Annotated in this window: 19 protein-coding genes; 6 read left to right on the plus strand and 13 right to left on the minus strand. The window is 69.8% G+C overall.

Annotation, left to right across the window (positions count from 1 at the left end):
* Positions 1-47: 47 nt before the first annotated feature.
* On the plus strand, positions 48-1,985 hold the full coding sequence (locus tag EPO51_RS04980; protein WP_293346708.1) for a M61 family metallopeptidase: 1,938 nt from the start codon (positions 48-50) through the stop codon (positions 1,983-1,985).
* 4 nt (positions 1,986-1,989) lie between these two features.
* On the opposite strand, the gene EPO51_RS04985 is transcribed toward EPO51_RS04980, so the two are convergent.
* The 4 genes from EPO51_RS04985 to EPO51_RS05000 all read right to left on the minus strand — a co-directional run bounded on the left by EPO51_RS04985 (position 1,990) and on the right by EPO51_RS05000 (position 6,306).
* Positions 1,990-2,205 carry a hypothetical protein gene (locus EPO51_RS04985; protein ID WP_293346711.1) on the minus strand — a complete coding sequence of 72 codons (216 nt, stop codon included), beginning with the start codon at positions 2,203-2,205 and terminating at the stop codon, positions 1,990-1,992.
* Positions 2,206-2,303: 98 nt separating this feature from the next.
* Positions 2,304-4,685 (minus strand): hypothetical protein, encoded by a 2,382-nt coding sequence (locus tag EPO51_RS04990; protein ID WP_293346714.1) that lies wholly within the window; start codon positions 4,683-4,685, stop codon positions 2,304-2,306.
* A complete protein-coding gene (locus tag EPO51_RS04995; RefSeq protein WP_293346717.1) occupies positions 4,670-5,398 on the minus strand; it encodes a hypothetical protein in 729 nt (242 codons plus the stop codon). Before EPO51_RS04995 ends, EPO51_RS04990 begins: the two co-directional genes overlap by 16 nt.
* On the minus strand, positions 5,395-6,306 hold the full coding sequence (locus tag EPO51_RS05000; RefSeq protein WP_293346720.1) for an alpha/beta hydrolase: 912 nt from the start codon (positions 6,304-6,306) through the stop codon (positions 5,395-5,397). Before EPO51_RS05000 ends, EPO51_RS04995 begins: the two co-directional genes overlap by 4 nt.
* A 91-nt stretch (positions 6,307-6,397) precedes the next feature.
* Here EPO51_RS05000 and parE point away from each other — a divergent pair, with 91 nt between their 5' ends.
* The 5 genes from parE (at position 6,398) to EPO51_RS05025 (ending at position 13,018) form a co-directional block, all read left to right on the plus strand.
* A complete protein-coding gene (gene parE, locus EPO51_RS05005) occupies positions 6,398-8,452 on the plus strand; it encodes a DNA topoisomerase IV subunit B (RefSeq protein WP_293346723.1) in 2,055 nt (684 codons plus the stop codon).
* Positions 8,453-8,602: 150 nt separating this feature from the next.
* Complete coding sequence (locus EPO51_RS05010; RefSeq protein ID WP_293346726.1) at positions 8,603-10,285, plus strand: DEAD/DEAH box helicase; 1,683 nt, start codon at positions 8,603-8,605, stop codon at positions 10,283-10,285.
* A 49-nt stretch (positions 10,286-10,334) separates the two neighbouring features.
* Positions 10,335-11,396: a GGDEF domain-containing protein gene (locus EPO51_RS05015; protein WP_293346729.1), complete on the plus strand. Its 1,062-nt coding sequence runs from the start codon at positions 10,335-10,337 to the stop codon at positions 11,394-11,396.
* A 79-nt stretch (positions 11,397-11,475) separates the two neighbouring features.
* Positions 11,476-12,279, plus strand: coding sequence for an enoyl-CoA hydratase/isomerase (locus EPO51_RS05020; protein ID WP_293346732.1), 804 nt, complete (start codon positions 11,476-11,478; stop codon positions 12,277-12,279).
* A gap of 61 nt (positions 12,280-12,340) precedes the next feature.
* Positions 12,341-13,018, plus strand: a complete 678-nt coding sequence (locus EPO51_RS05025; RefSeq protein ID WP_293346735.1) for a glutathione S-transferase family protein — start codon at positions 12,341-12,343, stop codon at positions 13,016-13,018.
* On the opposite strand, the gene EPO51_RS05030 is transcribed toward EPO51_RS05025, so the two are convergent.
* From EPO51_RS05030 to EPO51_RS05070, 9 genes are all read right to left on the minus strand, one after another.
* Complete coding sequence (locus EPO51_RS05030; protein WP_293346738.1) at positions 13,015-13,293, minus strand: 2TM domain-containing protein; 279 nt, start codon at positions 13,291-13,293, stop codon at positions 13,015-13,017. The two genes, EPO51_RS05025 and EPO51_RS05030, sit on opposite strands and share 4 nt — an antisense overlap.
* Before the next feature lie 44 nt (positions 13,294-13,337).
* Positions 13,338-13,733 (minus strand): HesB/IscA family protein, encoded by a 396-nt coding sequence (locus EPO51_RS05035; RefSeq protein ID WP_293346741.1) that lies wholly within the window; start codon positions 13,731-13,733, stop codon positions 13,338-13,340.
* Entirely contained in the window at positions 13,733-14,092 is a 360-nt protein-coding gene (locus tag EPO51_RS05040; protein ID WP_293346744.1) for an SUF system Fe-S cluster assembly protein, read from the minus strand. The genes EPO51_RS05035 and EPO51_RS05040 overlap by 1 nt, the downstream gene beginning before the upstream one ends.
* Before the next feature lie 10 nt (positions 14,093-14,102).
* On the minus strand, positions 14,103-15,317 hold the full coding sequence (locus tag EPO51_RS05045) for an aminotransferase class V-fold PLP-dependent enzyme (RefSeq protein WP_293346747.1): 1,215 nt from the start codon (positions 15,315-15,317) through the stop codon (positions 14,103-14,105).
* Between the two features lie 2 nt (positions 15,318-15,319).
* Positions 15,320-16,348, minus strand: a complete 1,029-nt coding sequence (sufD, locus tag EPO51_RS05050; protein WP_293346750.1) for a Fe-S cluster assembly protein SufD — start codon at positions 16,346-16,348, stop codon at positions 15,320-15,322.
* The gene (gene sufC / locus EPO51_RS05055; protein WP_293346753.1) at positions 16,345-17,091 is read right to left on the minus strand and encodes a Fe-S cluster assembly ATPase SufC; all 747 of its coding nucleotides are present in this window, start codon (positions 17,089-17,091) and stop codon (positions 16,345-16,347) included. Before sufC ends, sufD begins: the two co-directional genes overlap by 4 nt.
* Positions 17,092-17,496, minus strand: coding sequence for a hypothetical protein (locus EPO51_RS05060; RefSeq protein WP_293346756.1), 405 nt, complete (start codon positions 17,494-17,496; stop codon positions 17,092-17,094).
* Complete coding sequence (locus tag EPO51_RS05065; protein WP_293346759.1) at positions 17,493-17,807, minus strand: hypothetical protein; 315 nt, start codon at positions 17,805-17,807, stop codon at positions 17,493-17,495. Before EPO51_RS05065 ends, EPO51_RS05060 begins: the two co-directional genes overlap by 4 nt.
* Positions 17,804-18,224, minus strand: a 421-nt coding sequence (locus tag EPO51_RS05070; protein ID WP_293346762.1) for a SufD family Fe-S cluster assembly protein, incomplete at its 5' end; no start/stop codon positions are given. The genes EPO51_RS05065 and EPO51_RS05070, both read right to left, overlap by 4 nt.

An 18,224-nucleotide genomic window follows, 5' to 3' on the forward strand; every position in this document is an offset into this window, starting at 1 on the left:
GGACAGGTTCTAGAAATGCCCCAGTCGTTTCCTGTCGGGGCATCCCTTTGAAATCAGCGTTCTTTGCCGCCGTCGCGACGCTCGCCGTCGCCTCCCCTCTCCACGCCCAGCCGTCCGAAGGCCCGCAGCCACTGCCGATGCCGGCGCCGATCGCCACGCCGCGCGACGTGGCCTATCCGGCCGGGACGCTGAAGCTGGAGGTGGACGCCACCGACCTCGAGCGGCGGATCTTCCGGGTGCGGCAGACCATCCCGATCGTGGGCGGCGGACCGCTCACCCTGCTCTATCCGCAGTGGGTCCCGGGCGGCCACTCGCCGCGCAACGCCCTGCACAACATGGCCGGGCTGGTGGTGAAGGCGAACGGCAAGGTCGTGCCCTGGATGCGAGACCCCGTGCAGGTGTTCGCCTTCCACCTGAGCCCGCCCGAGGACGCCAGGTCGCTGGAGATCGAGTTCCAGTACCTGTCGCCCACGGCGGGCGACCAGGGCCGGGTGGTGATGACGCCTGAGATGCTGAACGCCCAGTGGCTGAACCTGGCGTTCTACCCGGCCGGCTACTTCACCCGCCGCATCCAGATCGACGCGGCGATCAAGCTGCCCGAGGGCTGGGGCTACGGCACGGCGCTGGAAGCCGAGGGCGTCGACAAGGGCTGGACGCGGTTCAAGACCGTCGATTTCGACACCCTGATGGACTCGCCGATGTTCGCGGGCCGCTACTTCAAGCGCTACGATCTGGACACCAGCGGCAAGTCGCCCGTGCGCCTGAACATCGTGGCCGACCGGCCCGAACTGCTGGCCGCCACGCCGGAACAGATCGAGCAGCACCGCGAACTGGTCCGTCAGGCCGACAGGCTGTACGGCGCGCGGCACTTCAACCACTACGACTTCCTGCTGGCCCTCACCGACCGGATGGGCGGCATCGGCCTGGAGCACCACCGCTCGTCCGAGAACGGTACGGATCCGGAATATTTCATCGACTGGGCCAAGAACGCGCCGTCCCGCAACCTGCTGCCGCACGAGTACAACCACTCCTGGGACGGCAAGTACCGGCGCCCGGCCGACCTCTGGACGCCGAACTACAACGTTCCCATGCGCGACAGCCTGCTGTGGGTCTACGAGGGCCAGGACCAGTACTGGGGCTTCGTGCTGGGCGCCCGCTCGGGCCTGGTGAGCAAGCAGCAGACGCTGGACGCGCTGGCCATGACCGCGGCGACCTACACCGAGGGCCGGCCGGGCCGCGAATGGCGTTCGGTCGAAGACACCACCAACGACCCGATCATCGCCGGGCGCCGGCCGATCCCCTGGACCAGCTGGCAGCGCAGCGAGGACTATTACTCGGAAGGCCAGCTCATCTGGCTGGATGCCGACACCCTGATCCGCGAGAAGACCGGGGGGAAGAAGTCGCTGGACGACTTCGGCCGCGCGTTCTTCGGCGTCAACGACGGCGACTGGAAACAGCCCCTGACCTACACCTTCGAGGATGTGGTCAAGACGCTGAACACGGTGCTGCCCTACGACTGGGCCACATTCCTCGACACCCGCGCCCGGCGCGTGGCGCCCGCCTACCCGCTCGATGGCCTGGCGCGCGGCGGCTACCGGCTGGTCTACGCCGACAAGCCGACCGACTACTGGAAGGACAACGAGGCCAACCGGAAGATCGTCGACCTCACCTACTCCCTGGGCCTGGTGCTGAACCGCGAGGCCACGATCACCGGCGTGCTCTGGGACGGGCCGGCGTTCAAGGCGGGCCTGACGATGGGCGACAAGATCCTGGCCGTGAACGGCATCGCCTACGACACCGACCGCCTGAAGGAGGTGATCACCGCGGCGAAGGGCGGCAAGGAGCCGATCACCCTGATCGTCAAGGACGGCGACCACTTCAAGGTGCAGGCCATCAGCTACAACGGCGGCCTTCGCTATCCGCGCCTTGAGCGCATCGAGGGCAAGCCCGACCTGCTGACGAAGATCTACGACCCGCTGAAATAGCGGTTCAAAGCTTCTGGGCGACCCACCAGTAGACGGCGAACGCAAGCGCGGCGGGGGCGAGGTAGGCCCCCGCGAACTGCCATTCCGAGAGATCGGGCCACGCCGCCGCGATGCCCGAGCCAGTGGCCACGACAGCCAGGATGGCCGCCGACGTGCCGACGATGTTGGCGATTTCCGCCGGTATGCGCACGCCCGTGCGCGCCTTGGTGGCCTGCTGCATCTGTTCCTCCCGTCGAACGCCGCCTTGTCGGCGGTCTACCCGACGCCAGCCTCGCTCCCGCACCGGCGTTTCGCAAGCCCAAACGGCCATCCTCGCCCTCAATCGTAATAGTAGGGCGACCGCTTGGCCCAGGTGCTCGTCGGATAGGCCTTGTGCAGGAGCTGGAAGGCGCGCCTGCCCGAGTGGTTGTGACTGCCGCCGTACCGACCGACGCGCACCAGCCAATAGAGGGCCTCGGGGACCTGGGCGTTCTTCGGATGGGCGGCGGCGTAGGCCAGCATCTCGTCCCAGGCCGCGACGCCACCCGCCGGCATCGAGGCCGTCGGCTCGTCGCCGTAGGTCGGCTTGATCCGCACGAAGTAGCCGCGTTCGGCCTGGGCCTGCCCAGCCTGCGCCTGGGCGAAGTCGGGCAGGCGCAGCGGCGAGGCGCCCAGGCCACACTCGCCCAGGCAGGTCAGGTCGGTGGCGGCGTCCGGCGCGTCGTCGTCGATGACGCCGCCGTCCTGGTAGAGCGCCAGCGCCGGCGGGTCGGCGGCCGCCGGGCGGCCCTTCGCGAGGATGATCCAATCGGTCCAGTACTGCTGGAACTCCGCCACCTTGCCCTCGGGGCGGGTATAGTCGACCAGGTCGATCCGGATGCCCGGGACCTTCGCCAGGATGAAGAACTCGTAGAACCGCTTGTCGGACCCTGCCGACGTCGTCCGCACCCGCTTCCAGTCGTCGGCGAGCTGCGGCAGCAGCTTCTCCAGGTCGGCGGCCAGGCCATCGGCCGATGCGTGATCGCCGAGGGCCACCGCGCGAGCGTAGCTGGTCAGGGCCACGTCCAGCCGCAGCGCTTCCGGCAGGCGCGGGTCGCGGGAAAGCGCGATCCGGTCGTTCAGCGGCAGGCGGTCGATGACCGCGCGGGCGTCCTCGCCGAAGCCCTGCGTCCCCTCCCAGCCCTGCCCGTCGTAGACGCCTGAGGGCTGGACCGCGTCGGCCTGCCAGTAGCCACGGACGCAGCCGCTCTTTTCGTCCATGTCGGCGCAAAGCCGCTTGCGCAGCGCCAGCCGGATGAAATCCGCAGCGTCCGCCGCCACCTGCGCCCGCTGTGCGGTGAAGACGTTGCGGTCGCTGACCGAGAGGTCAGACCGCCGGAGGATTGCGTCCAGCCGGGCCCGCGTCGCGGCGGGGTCCGCCTGGGTCAGGGTGAGCCGTGTCAGATGGTACTGGGCGGACAGCCAGGCCGGGCTGTCGGGCGCGACCTTCGCCGCCGCCGCCGCCAGCTCGGCCCCATCGGGCGCGCCCGGGTCGGTCAGGGCCAGGGCCGCGATCAGCCAGGCCGGGTCTCGACCGGCGGCCCAACGGGTGCGGGCACGGGCGAGCGCGGCGGCGCGGGTCTTCCGCTCCAGGGCCGCGACCTCCCCGGCGCCCTCGGCGGCGTCCCGCGCCTTGCTGTCCGGCTGGGCCCGCAGGGTGGCGACCCAGTCCAGGACTTCGGGACTGGCGACGCCCTTGTCGTAGAGGCTGGAATAGTCGCGGAAGCTGACGGCGATGTCCGGCAAGGCCTCCTTCGCCGCCAGCTCCTTGTCCAGGTGGGCCATCAGTTGCCTGGGCCGGTCCCGGAAATCGAGCAGGTGGCGCATCTTGCGCGCCTCGCCCTGGCCGAACGTGCCGGGGGACGCCTTGGCCAGGTCGGCGACGGCCGCCCGCGCACCGGCGAAGCTGTCGCCGGTCTTCTCCGCCAGCGCAGAGCGCACCAGCGCCCGGGTCCGCAGGTAGGGAGCCAGCGGCCGCCAGGGCGAGGCCTTGTCCTTGCCGATCGCGGCGAACCGGATCGCCGCCTCGCCGTTGCGGCCCTGATAGAGCTCGAACGCCGCCTCCTGGTAGGCGCGGTCGGCCTTCAGCCAGGCCGGCGCGCCGGCCAGCGGCGCCGGCAGTTTGGCCTCGGGGTCGTGGCAGGCCTGGAAGACTGCGTCCTGCGCATCGACCCAGGCGCGGAGCTCCGGAGAGCCCACACCGTACTTCGCCGCCCGATCCTTGAGCGTGGCCGAGGCGGTGTCGAACGCCTCGTCGAAGCAGTTGACCACGCTGGTGTAGTTCGCGCCGTCGCGGTCGGTGGACAGGAAGCCGATCTCCGCCACGCCGGGGACGGCCTTTCGGGCCTTGAGCCAGCCGTCGGTCCCGACATTCTCACGGGCGTCGTACCGCCAGCGCCAGGGCGGGTCGCAGCAGGGCGTCGAGAGCGCGTCACCGGCCGCCTGCCCCACCTTCTGGCCGTGCAGCAGGCGCCAGGCGATGTAGAGCTGCGGGCGTGGAGAGCGGGCCATCACGATGCCGAGCTGGCCATCGTAGAGCCGCTTGAGGTCGGCCGCCTCGCCGCCGAACTGATCGAGGTACCAGGGCGACTCCGAGCCCGGCCCCGAGGCGTGCGCCGCGGAGGCCCCCGCCAGGGCCAGCACGGCCACTGCCGCCCCAACGCCCTTCAGCCGACCGGCCATGCCGCCACCCCACGTCTCGTGCGTTCGAAGCTGGCGGCCGTCCAGCTCCGGGGATTGAACAGATAGACCCGCCGGCCGGCGGGCGCGCGCGCCAGGGGCGTGTCGGTCGAGACCGCCAGCGCCCCGCGGCACCTGGGATTGGCGAAGTCGCCGCCGGCCGCGAGCCTGGCCTTCAGCCGTTCGCCGCCGGGCCCCATTCTGAAGAGCATCGGCACGATCTCGTCCACCGGCGCCTGGTCCAGCCACGTCTCGGTGTCGCACCACGAGGCGAGCGCGGTCATGGAAAGTTCGATCCCCTCCGGCAATCCGGCGCGGACGCCGCGCAGCACGGCCAGCAGGATCGGCCTCTCGGACGCCCGGACCTCGAAATCCAGCTGCAGGCGGCGCACGCCCGGCCGACGGGCGAGGCGCAGCACGGCCTGAGCGACCTGGGCCTGCCGCTCGGGCGTCCAGACCAGCCGACGGCGCGGATCTATCTGGAGGTGAACCACGGCTGTGGTGACCTGGCCAGACCCCGCCTGCAGCGGATGACGGCGGCCGCGGACGATGAGCCGGTCGCCCGACAGCTCGATGAATCCGGTCTGCGCGGCGATCTCGACCTCGCGGCCGGCGAAGCGCAGGTCCTCGGGCCGCTCCCACGCCCACAGCACCAGCGGCTGCGCCCCGGCCGCCTGGGCCGAGAGCGCAAGGGCCAGCCCAGCCAGCCACCTCACGCGCCGTACCGCTCCTCCATCCACGCGGCCGCCAGCTTGATGGCGCGGCGCGCGGCCTGGAGGCCGCCGCTCCAGGCGTGGAAGACGTGGATCATCTCCGGCCAGACCTCCAGGCGCACCGCCACCCGGGCGTGGGCCAGGACGTCGGCCATGGTCAGGCTGTCGCTGAGCAGCGCTTCCTCCGAGCCGGTCTGGATCAGGACGGGCGCCACGCCCGCGAAATCCCCGAACACCGGCGAGGCCAGGGGGTCGCGGGGATCGAGGCCGCCCAGATAATCGAGCGCGTTCTTGTCGAGGCCGGCCTTGGTGATCATCGGGTCGCTGTCGGCCTTGGTGCGGTAGCTGGCGCCGGACTGGGTCAGGTCGGCCCAGGGGCTGATGACGAAGACCCCGGCGGGCTGGGGCAGGCCCGCGGCCTTGAGCGCGAGCACCAGGGCCAGGGCCAGGCCGCCGCCGGCCGAATCGCCGGCCACCAGAAGCCCGCCAGGCTCCGTCGCGCCCTCCAGCAGGGCGCGGTAGACGGCCGTGGCGTCCTCCACCGCCGTCGGAAAGCGGTGCTCCGGCCCCAGGCGATAGTCGGCGGCGACGGCGACCGACCGGGCGGCGTCCGCCAGGCGCGCCACCAGCGGCCGGTGGCTGCGCGGACTGCCCGCCGTGTAGGCGCCGCCATGCAGGTAGAGCAGCATCCGGCCCGCGACGGCGCCTTGCGGAACCACGCGTTCGCACCGCACGCCGCCGATAGTCGCGGGTTCGTGGAAGCAGCCGACGGGCAGCGCGCCCATCTCGCCGAACGCGTCCATGGCGGCGCGGCGCTCGGCGAGCGTCGGAGGCGGCGCGCTCGGTTCCGGCTGCCTCGCCGCCAGCAGGGCGCGCACGCCCGCGATCTCCGGATCCTTCCAGCTGGTCACGTCGTCCGCCCCTTCGCAACTCGCCGCATTGCCTTGAGAGCCCCGTCTGTTCATACCGAGCCCCCCAGAATCGCACCACCCTTCAGCGCTCATGTCCAAGTCCTCCGCCAGCTCCCTCCCCGGTCTCTTCGACGACGCGCTCAACCCCGCGCCGGCCGCGCCGTTGGCCGAGAGCCATGAGCCGCGCGCCGATGCGCCGACGCCCGCCAAGGGCTCCGGATACTCGGCCGCCGACATCGAGGTCCTCGAAGGGCTTGAACCGGTGCGCAAGCGGCCGGGCATGTACATCGGCGGCACCGACGAGCGGGCGCTGCACCACCTGTTCGCCGAAGTCCTCGACAACGCGATGGACGAGGCCGTCGCCGGCCACGCCAAGCTGATCACGGTCGCGCTGGAGGCCGACGGCTCGCTGAGCGTCACCGACGACGGCCGCGGCATCCCCGTCGACCCGCACCCCAAGTACCCGGGCAAGTCGGCCCTGGAAGTGATCATGACCGTCCTGCACTCGGGCGGGAAATTCTCGGGCAAGGCCTACGAGACCTCGGGCGGCCTGCACGGGGTCGGCGTCTCGGTCGTGAATGCGCTGAGCGAGCGCGTCGAGGTCACCGCCTGGAAGGACGGCTTCGAATGGCGTCAGGCCTTCACGCGCGGCAAGGCAGTCGGTTCGATCGAGAAGCTGGGCCCGACTCGGAAGAAGGGCACCCGGATCAGCTTCTCGCCGGACCCGGTGATCTTCGGCGAGGGCGTGGCGTTCAAGCCGGCGCGTCTCTACCGGATGGCGCGGTCCAAGGCCTATCTGTTCGGCGGCGTCGAGATCCGCTGGCAATGCGATCCCAGCCGCATCCACGACCAGACCCCGGCCGAGGCGGTGTTCCGCTTCCCCAACGGCTTGGCCGACTTCCTGGCCGAGCGGATCAAGGGTCTGGAAACGGTGACCCCGGAGCCCTTCGCCGGCCGCTTCGCGCGTCCGGGCGAGACCGGAAAGGTGGAGTGGGCCATCGCCTGGACCCCCGCCGGGTTCGGCGAGGCTGACAGCTTCATGCAGTCGTACTGCAACACCGTGCCCACGCCGGAAGGCGGCACGCACGAGGCCGGACTGCGCGCCGTGCTGACCAAGGGCCTGAAGCAGTATGCCGAGCTGACCGGCGAGAAGCGCGGCGGGCTGATCACCGCCGACGACGTGATCTCCCAGGCTGGCGCCCTGGTCAGCGTCTTCATCCGCGACCCGGAGTTCCAGGGCCAGACCAAGGAGAAGCTGTCGTCCACCGAGGCCCAGCGCCTGGTGGAGAAGGCCCTGGCCGACCCGTTCGACCACTGGCTGACCGCCCAGCCCAAGTCGGCCAGCGCCCTGCTGCAGTTCGTGGTGGAGCGGGCCGAGGAGCGCTTGAAGCGCCGCAAGGACAAGGAAGTCGCCCGGGCCTCGGCCACGCGGAAGCTGCGCCTGCCCGGCAAGCTGGCGGATTGCTCGGGGTCGGCCACCGACGGCACCGAGCTGTTCCTGGTCGAGGGGGACTCGGCCGGCGGCTCGGCCAAGCAGGCCCGCAACCGCAAGACCCAGGCGATCCTGCCCCTGCGCGGCAAGATCCTGAACGTCGCCTCGGCCTCGATCGACAAGTTCGGCGGCAACAAGGAGCTCAGCGACCTGCTGCTGGCGCTGGGCGCGCAGACGGGGTCGAAGTTCAAGGACGAGGACCTGCGCTACGACCGCATCGTGATCATGACCGACGCCGACGTCGACGGCGCCCACATCGCGAGCCTGCTGATCACCTTCTTCTACCGGACCATGCCCGACCTGATCCGCGGCGGGCGGCTCTACCTCGCCCTGCCCCCGCTCTACCGCCTCAGCCATGGCGGCAAGGCGGTCTACGCCCGCGACAACGAACACCGCGACGAGCTGCTGGCCACCGAGTTCAAGGGCAAGAAGCCCGAGATCAGCCGGTTCAAGGGCCTGGGCGAGATGATGCCGGCCCAGCTCAAGGAAACCACCATGGACCCCGCGACCCGCACCCTCGCGCGGGTCACCCTGCCCCGGGCTGAGGAGGTGGTGGAGGACCTGGTGGAGCGCCTGATGGGCCGCAAACCCGAGGCCCGCTTCCAGTTCATCCAGGAGAATGCCGAGTTCGCCGCGGCGGACCTCGATATCTGAGCAGTCGGGCCGGGACTGAACCTTAGTGTCGCGCCGTGCGTTGACAGTCGAGCCGTCCGCCGTATGTTCCGCGCGCGTGCCGATCTCCGTCCACGCCACCGCGTCGCGCCGTACCCGTTTTGCGGGAGCGCCCCGCACCATCGTTAGCGAATGACCGAATTTTCCGACCTGGGCCTCTCGCCCGCGACCCTCAAGGCCGTCGCCGAGACGGGCTACACCACCGCAACGCCGATCCAGGCCGAGGCCATTCCAGTGGCCTTGCAGGGCCTCGACGTCCTGGGCATCGCCCAGACGGGCACCGGCAAGACCGCGGCCTTCACCCTGCCGATGATCGACCGCCTGGCCGCAGGCCGGTCGAAGGCGCGCATGCCGCGCGCCCTGGTGATCGCACCGACCCGAGAACTGGCCGACCAGGTCTCGATGTCCTTCGAGAAGTACGGCAAGGGCCAGAAGCTCTCCTGGGCGCTGCTGATCGGCGGCGTGTCCTTCAAGGACCAGGAGATGAAGCTGGACCGCGGCGTCGACGTGCTGATCGCCACGCCCGGCCGCCTGCTGGACCACTTCGAGCGCGGCAAGCTCTTGATGACCGGCGTGCAGATCATGGTGGTCGACGAAGCCGACCGGATGCTGGACATGGGCTTCATCCCGGACCTTGAGCGCATCTTCAAGCTGACGCCGGCGAAAAAGCAGACGCTGTTCTTCTCGGCGACCATGCCGCCGGAGATCACCCGGCTCACCAAGCAGTTCCTGCGCGACCCGGTGCGGATCGAGGCCTCGCGCCCGGCGACCACGGCCGACACCATCACCCAGAACCTGGTGCGCATCCCGACCTCGGACCCCAAGGCCAAGCGCACGGCGCTGCGCGAGCTGATCGCCCGGGCCGACGTGAAGAACGGCATCGTCTTCTGCAACCGCAAGGCGGAAGTGGACGTCGTCGCCAAGTCGCTGAAGAAGCACGGCCTGGACGCCGCGCCGATCCACGGCGACCTCGACCAGCAGACCCGGATGAAGACCCTGGAGAGCTTCCGCAACGGTTCACTCCGTCTGCTGTGCGCCTCCGACGTCGCCGCCCGCGGCCTCGACATCCCCGACGTCAGCCACGTCTTCAACTACGACGTGCCGCACCATGCCGACGATTACGTCCATCGGATCGGCCGCACCGGCCGCGCCGGCAAGAGCGGACAGGCGTTCATGATCGTGACGCCCGCCGACAGCCGCAACCTGGACAAGGTGCTGAAGCTGATCGGCAAGGTGCCCGAAGAGATCGTCATCGAGGGCATCGACTGGGGCAGCATCAAGGACGAGCCCCGCGCCGGCCGCAGCGGCGGTCGTGACCGCGACCGCGGCGGCCCGGGCCGAGGCCGCGAACGTGGCGGCCGCGACCGTGCGCCCCGCGAGGAGCGTCCCGAACGCGTCGAAAGCATCCAGGCCGAAGCGCCGCCCGCGCCCGCGGCCTCCTCGGAACGAACCGAGGAAGCGCGTGCGCCCCGCGCCCGCCGCGATCGCGGCCGGGCCCCGCGCGAGGCGCGTCCGGAACGCGTCGAGGGCGTGCCGGCCGAAGCCGCGGAGCCGGCCGAGCGTCCCGAACGCGCCCCTCGCCCGGAGCGCAGCGCCGGGACCGAGCGTGCCGAGCGGAGCGGACGCCCGGAACGCAGCGCCCCGCCACCCGCCCGCGGCGCAGAGCGTTCCGATCGCCGTCCCGACCGTTCGGAGCGTCCCGAACGGCGGCGCGACCGCGACGACGATGACCGCGACCGGGTCGTGGGCTTCGGCTCCGACACGCCCGCGTTCCTGATGCGCGCCGCGCCGCCGCCGCGATCCGACGAAGAATAGTTCTCGCCTTTAACGCGTCGTTTGGGGTCCGCCCTTACTTTATGGACCCATGTCGTCGGACATCGATTCAATACTCCGCAGCCCCAAGGCCTATCTCTGGGCCCATAAGGCGATCGAGGCCATGGAGGCCCATAGGGTCTGGCCGACCGCGCTCAACTTTGAGCTGTGGCTGCACTATGTTGCGGCCAAGGACAGCGAGGTGGCGGCGCAGATCAACACCGTGCTGCAGTCCGGCGCGCCGTTCACCGACCAGGTCGGCGAGCAGATCGCGGCCCAGCATCTTCCGGCCGCCAAGCTGTCGGGCGAGATCCTCGACGCCGGCAAGAGCCTGTCCGAGGAGTTGGACAGCGTCCACCGCGCCATCGAATCCGCCCGGGAAACCAGCGAGGCCTACGGCCAGCAGCTGGCCACCGCCAGCCAATCGTTCGAAGAACAGGACTCCGACGCTGTCCGCGCGATGGTCGAGAACCTGAGCGTCGCCACCCGCAAGGTGCGGGAGGAGAACCAGGCCCTGGAGAGCCAGCTCGCCGACACCACCGACGAACTGGGCCGCCTGCGCGAGCACCTGGAACAGGTGCGCCGCGACGCCATGACCGACGCCCTGACCAACCTGTCCAACCGCAAGGCATTCGACGAGACCCTGGACCGCACCTGCGCCCAGGCCGAGGCGCGCGGCGAGCCCGCGGTGCTGGCGGTCGTCGATATCGATCACTTCAAGGTGTTCAACGACACCTGGGGCCACCAGACCGGCGACCAGGTGATCCGCTACGTCGCCAGCGTCATCGGCCGGGTGGCCGAGGGCGCCCGCTTCGCCGCCCGCTACGGCGGCGAGGAGTTCGCGGTGATCTTCCCTGGCGAGAAGACCTCGGTCGCGCTCGCGGCGCTGGAAAGGGCGCGCGAAGAGATCTCGTCACGGATCCTGAAGCGGCGCTCGACCAACGAGGACCTTGGCGCGATCACGATCTCGACCGGAATTGCGGAATACAAGCCCGGCGACACGCCCGCCGCCCTGCTGGAACGCGCCGACGGGGCGCTCTACGCTTCCAAACGCTCCGGCCGCAACCGCACCTCGCTGGCCGACATGGGTTCGGAAACCACCCGCGCCGCCTGAGGCCGGAAGCTTTCCCTTGGCTGACGCCGGGGTATCTTGCCTTGAGTTGAACCCAAAGAGTTCACCCAAGGAGGACGCCATGGACGGCGCGCAAGCCACGCCCAAGGTCAAGACATCCATCGACGCCGGCGTCGGGATCATCACCCTGTCCGATCCGGGCACGCTGAACGCCGCGGGCCTGGACCTGATGGCCGAGCTCACGGCCGCGTTCGAAGACTTCGCCTATGGCGACAAGGCCCGGGCCATCGTGATCACCGGCGAAGGCCGCGGCTTCTGCTCGGGCGCCAATCTGTCGGGCGGCGGCGGTGCGGCCCGGCCGCAGACGGGCAATGCGCCCAACCAGGCGCTGCTCAACACCTTCAATCCCTTCGTCTCAGCCGTGCGCAAGTCGCCCAAGCCGCTGGTGTCGGCCGTGAACGGCGTGGCCGCCGGCGTCGGCGTCTCCCTGGCCCTGGCCGCCGACCTCTCGGTGGCCGCCGAAAGCGCCTACTTCCTGCTGGCCTTCCGTCGCATCGGCCTGGTGCCCGATGGCGGCGCGACCTGGATGCTGCCCCGCCTGGTCGGCAAGGCCCGCGCCATGGAGCTGATGTTGCTGGGCGAGAAGCTTCCGGCCAAGACGGCGGCCGAATGGGGCCTGATCAACAAGTGCGTGCCGGACGCCGAGCTCATGGCCGCGGCCCTGCAGTACGCCCATGCCCTGGCCGACGGCCCGGCCTCGCTGGGCCTGACGCGCAATCTGGTCTGGGATGCGCTGGATTCGGCCTGGCACGAACAACTCGAGGCCGAGGCTTACGCCCAAGGCGCCGCACAACGCACGGCGGACGCCCGCGAAGGCGTCATGGCGTTCGTGGAAAAGCGCCCGGCGAAGTTCACCGGCCGCTAGCCGCCCCCAAGGCTTACGCTGTAAGGACCCTCGCAGGTTCGCCGCTTGCGAGGGTCCTTTCGTGCTCACCGTCCACCACCTCAACAATTCCCGTTCGCAGCGGGTCCTGTGGCTGCTGGAGGAGCTGAAAGCGCCCTACGAGATCATCCGCTACGAACGCGACGCCAAGACCATGCTCGCGCCGCCCGAACTGAAGGCGATCCACCCGCTGGGCAAGTCGCCGGTGATCACCGCCGACGGCGAAACGGTGGCCGAGACCGGCGCCATCGTCGAATACATCCTCGAGCGCTACGGCCATGGCCGGCTCGCGCCCCCGCCGGGCACGCCGGAGCGGCGGCGGCTGACTTATTGGCTACACTATGCGGAAGGCTCGGCCATGCCGCCGCTGCTGATGAAGCTGGTGTTCGGCCGCCTGCCGGCCGGTGCGCCCGCCCTTTTGCGTCCCATCGTCAAGAGCATCGCCAGGCGGGCCCAGGACAGTTTCATCGACCCGCAGATCGTCGCGCATCTCAACTACTGGGAGGACGAGCTGAGCAAGGCGGACTGGTTCGCCGGGCCGGAGTTCAGCGCCGCGGACATCATGATGAGCTTCCCGCTGGAAGCCGCCGCCGATCGCGCCGCGGCGCGGGTCGGCCGCCCAAAGCTCGCGGCGTTCCTGAAGAGGATCCACAACCGCCCGGCCTATCGGCGGGCGCTGGAACGCGGCGGGCCCTACGCCTACGCCGGCGACGGCGACTAGCCGCGGGTCCTGCGCAGCTTCTCGAGCTCTTCCTCGATCAGCCGATCACGCATGCCTTCGCCGTTCATGTAGACCGAGGCGGCATGGGCGCCGAGGCCGACGCCCCAGCCCAGCATGGGCCAGATCGGCCAGAAGTAGTCGCCGAACGAGGTCATGAGATAGATCGCGGTCAGGCCGGCGTTCACGACGACGTACGCCATCAGGTGGCTGCGGAACGCCAGCTTCATGTCGGCGCGGCGGATGGCCAGGCGGCGCAGTTCGACGTCGTCGCTCATGTCTGTCCCCGAGTTTCTGAGCACAGGATACCGCGTCCGTCGCTTCAGTCGAGTTTCGCTGGCGTAATGGTCACGCTCTCGCCGCAGCCGCAGGCGTCGGTCTCGTTCGGGTTGCGGAACACGAACTTGGCCGCGAGCTTGGTGACCTCGTAGTCGATCTCCGTGCCGATCAGGAACAGCACGGCCTTGGGCTCGACCAGGATGGTGACGCCCTTGTCCTCGACCACCTCGTCCAGCGGGCCGGCCTTGTCGGCGTATTCCAGGACATATTCCTGCCCGGCGCAGCCGCCGTTCTTCACGCCGACGCGCAGGCCGGCATAGGGCTTGGCTGCCTTGCCCATGATCTCGCGGACGCGCTGGGCGGCGGCCTCGGACAGCGTGACCACCTTGGGGCGGGGACGCCGGGGACGTGGGGTGGGGGTGATATCGAGATGGGTCATCAGAACATGTTCAACGCTAGCTTGGCCTCGTCGCTCATGCGCGAGGGGTCCCATGGCGGGTCGAACACCAGATCGACCTTCACCGAGCGGACCTCGGGGATTTCCTTCACCGCGTCCTCGACCCAGCCCGGCATCTCGCCGGCCACCGGGCAGCCCGGCGCGGTCAGGGTCATGTCGATGGCCACGTCCTTGTCGTCGGACACGTCCACCTTGTAGATCAGGCCCAGCTCGTAGATGTCGACCGGGATCTCGGGATCGAACACCGTCTTCAGCTTCTCGATGAGCTTGTCGGTCATCACGTCGAGCTCCGCCTGGCTCAGCGGCGGCGACTGGGTTTCGATGGGTGCGGCGTCGTCCATGATGCTCATGTTACGCGAAGAAGGCCTGAGTCTTGGTCAAGGCGTCCACGAAGGCGTCCGCCTCTTCCACGGTGTTATATAGGGCGAAGGAGGCCCTGGCGCTCGACGTGACGCCGAAACGCCGCATCAGCGGCTCGGCGCAATGGGTCCCGGCCCGGACGGCCACCCCGTAGCGGTCGAGGATCTGGGCCACGTCGTGGGCGTGGGCGCCGTCGACGGTGAAGGACAGGATGGCCCCCTTCCCCGGCGCTTCGCCGATCACCCGAAGCCAGTTGAACCCCGCCAGGCGCTCGCGGACATGGGCGTAAAGGCCGTGCTCGTGCTGGGCGATGGCCAGGCGGTCCTGGCCGGCCAGCCAGTCGATGGCGGCGCCCAGGCCGATCGCCTCCAGGATCGGCGGCGTGCCCGCCTCGAAGCGATGCGGCGGGTCGGCGTAGGTGATCTCGTCCATCGAAACGGCCCCGATCATCTCGCCCCCGCCCTGGTACGGCGGCAGCGCGGCCAGCTTCTCGGCCTTGCCGTAGAGGATGCCGATGCCGGTGGGGCCGTACAGCTTGTGGCCGGAGAAGACGTAGAAGTCGGCGTCGATGTCCTTCACGTCCACCGGCTTGTGGACGATGGCCTGGCAGCCGTCGAACAGCACCAGGGCGCCCACGTCGTGCGCCATGCGGGCCAGCGACTTGGCGTCGTTGATGGTGCCCAGCACGTTCGACATGTGGCTGAGCGCCACCACCCTGGTCTTCGGGCCCAGCAGGTTCTGGTAGGCCTCGAGGTCGAGCTGGCCGTCGTCGGTCACCGGGACCCACTTCAGGACCACGCCCTTGCGCTCGCGCAGGAAGTGCCAGGGCACGATGTTGGCGTGGTGCTCCATCTCGGAGAGCACGATCTCGTCGCCGGGATGCAGCGAGGCCCCGATCCCGCTGGCGACCAGGTTGACCGCCTCGGTGCCGCCCTTGGTGAAGACGATCTCGTTCTCGTCGGCGCCGATGAAGGCCGCGGCCTTCCTGCGGGCCGCCTCGTAGGCGTCGGTGGTCTCGTTGGCGAGGGTGTGCAGGCCGCGGTGGACGTTGGCGTAGGAGTACTCCATCGCGTGCGTCATGGCGTCGATCACCGCCCGCGGCTTCTGGGCCGAGGCGGCGCTGTCCAGGTAGATCAGCGGCTTGCCGTGCACCTGGCGGCTGAGGATCGGGAAGTCCCTGCGGATCGCTTCGGCGTCGAAGGCCATGCTCAGGCCCTCAGCCTTTCCGCCGACCAGGCGCGGACGATATCCCGCGCGCCCCCGTGGAGGATGCGGTCGACGACCTCGCCGATAAAGGCCTCGGTCAGCAACGCCCGGGCTTCCGGTTCGGGAATGCCGCGCTGGCGGGCGTAGAACAGGGCGTCCTCGTCCAGCGCGCCCACCGTGTTGCCGTGGGCGCAGGCGACGTCGTCGGCATAGATCTCAAGCTCGGGCTTGGCGTCGACCTCGGCGCGGTCCGAGAGGATCAGGGCGTGGTGGCCCATGCGCGCGTCGGTGCGGTCGGCGCCCTCGGCCACGATGATCTTGCCCTGGAAGACCGCGCGGGCCTGGTCGCGGACCACGCCCTTGGTGAGTTGCTGGGTCACGCCGTCGACGGCCGAGTGGGTGACGATGGTGGTCAGGTCGGCGTGGCGCCTGTCGGCCAGGAGATAGACCCCGTCGAGGCGCAGGTCGGCGTGGCCGCCCGGGTGACGCACCACGGTCTCGATCCGCTGGCGACGTGCGCCGGAGGTCAGCGCGGTCTGGGCGAAGGACGAGCCGGGCGCCAGATCGACCTCGGCCTGGCTCACCGTCACGCCGTCGGCGTCATCGGCGGCGAGCACGATCCGTTCGACCGCGGCGTCCTTGGCCAGGCTGATCGCCAGGCCCGTCTGGCCGAGATAGGCGCCCTCGCCCTCGTAGCTTTCCAGGATCGTCAGGCGGCCGGAGACCTCCACGTCCACCGAGATGCGGGCCGCATGGGCGCCGTCGCCGCGCGAGACGATGCGCAGGGCCACGACCTTGGTCTCGCCAGGCTCGACGCCGATGTGGGCCGCACCCTGGCCGTTCGCCACCACGATGACCTCGTCGGCCAGGGCGTCGAACGGTCCCGCCCGAAGCGAGGACGGATCGAACGCCGCCGACGCTTCCGGGACCTGACGGATCAGGCCGCGCAGGTCGGTCCAGCGCCAGGCCTCGTCGCGCTTGCCGGGAAGCTCGGCGGCGTCGCGGGTGCGTATGGCGGACAGGACGCTCAAGCGGCCCTCGCGTACTTGTCGTAGCCTTCGCGCTCCAGTTCGTGAGCCAGGTCGGGGCCGCCGGAGGCCACGATCCGGCCGCCGGCCAGCACGTGGACGCGGTCGGGTTTGATGTAGTCCAGCAGGCGCTGGTAGTGGGTGATGACCAGCATGGCGCGATCGGGCGAACGCAGCGCGTTCACGCCGTCCGCCACGATGCGCAGGGCGTCGATGTCGAGCCCCGAATCCGTCTCGTCCAGGATGAGGAAGCGGGGCGACAGCATCGCCATCTGGAAGATCTCCATCCGCTTCTTCTCGCCGCCCGAGAAGCCGACGTTCAGCGCCCGCTTCAGCATGTCGAAGTCGATCTTCAACTCGGCGGCCTTGGCGCGGGCCAGCTTCAGGAACTCGGGCGCCGTGACCTCGGGCTCGCCACGCGCCTTCCTCTGGGCGTTCAGGGCCGTGCGGATGAAGGTGAGCGCCGGGACGCCGGGGATCTCCAGCGGGTACTGGAACGACAGGAAGACGCCCTTGGCCGCCCGCTCGTTGGGCTCCAGCGCCAGCAGGTCCTCACCGTCCAGCGTCGCGCCGCCGGCGGTGACCTCATAGCCCTGGCGGCCGGTCAGCACGTAGCTGAGGGTCGACTTGCCGGCGCCGTTCGGCCCCATGATCGCGTGCACCTCGCCGGCGGGCACGTCGAGGCTGAGACCCTTCAGGATCTCCTTGTCGTCGACGGTGGCGTGGAGGTTGGAAACGGACAGCATTCAGTGGGTCTCATCGGCGAGGAATTGGGCCATGACCTTGAGCGCGTCCGGGACGCCCTCGACGATCTCTTGCTTGCGTGGCGCGGCCGATCCCGGCGTCGCCCCGCGCTTGTCGGACAGCGTGACGCTGGCCTTGCCGCCCTCGAAATAGGCGGCGATGCGGAAGTTCCTGTGGTCGAGCGACACCGTGTAGCGGCGCACGTCGGCGGTCAGGCCTTGGCCGGCCAGGAAGTCGCCGTCGCCGGCGATCGCCGCGTGCAGCGCCTGGGCCCCGGCGAGGTCATCTTCCTGCTGCTTGCGCACGGCCTCCTCGCGGGCGCGACGCTCCATCTCGCGACGCGCGAACTCAGTCTCGAACGCCTCCTTCAGCGTCAGGACCTTGGGCTTGCGCGTCCGGGTGCTCACAGCTCCACGGCCTTCTTGTCCTCGATCCGCTCGACGACGCGGACGTCGCCGCCCACCCCGTGGGCGAATGCATAGGCCTCTCCGGCCTCGTCGAGGTAGCATTCGAGGTCGAACAGCCCGGCGTCCGGGTCCAGCAGGGTGATGGCGGTCGCCCGCGTCCCGGCCGGGATCTCGCTCGGCGCCGGGTCGCAATTGCCCGCGGCGGTCACGTTCAGCGCCCGCACCAGGACGACGCCGTCCCATTCGCGCAACACATTGCCGTCGGCGTCGATCGCCGTGACCTCGCCGTCGTGGGTTGGCCTGGGGCTCATCCGACGCTCCCTTCGAGCGAGATGGCGACCAGCTTCTGAGCCTCGACGGCGAATTCCATGGGCAGTTCCTGCAAGACGTCCTTGACGAAGCCGTTGACCAGAAGCTGGACGGCTTCCTCCTGACTGAGACCGCGTTGCATAGCGTAGAAAAGTTGATCCTCGGACAATCGGGTCGTCGTGGCCTCGTGCTCGAACTTGGACTGTCCGTTGCGGGCTTCGATGTAGGGCACGGTGTGGGCGGCGCAGTGCTTGCCGATCAGCAGGCTGTCGCACTGGGTGAAGTTCCGCGCGCCCTTGGCCTTCGGGTGGGCCGAGACCAGGCCGCGGTAGGTGTTGGACGACTTGCCGGCGCTGATGCCCTTGGAAATGATCCGCGAGCGGGTGTTGGCGCCCAGGTGGATCATCTTGGTGCCGGTG

The sequence above is a fragment of the Phenylobacterium sp. genome, assembly GCF_004297125.1.
GTDB lineage: Bacteria > Pseudomonadota > Alphaproteobacteria > Caulobacterales > Caulobacteraceae > Phenylobacterium.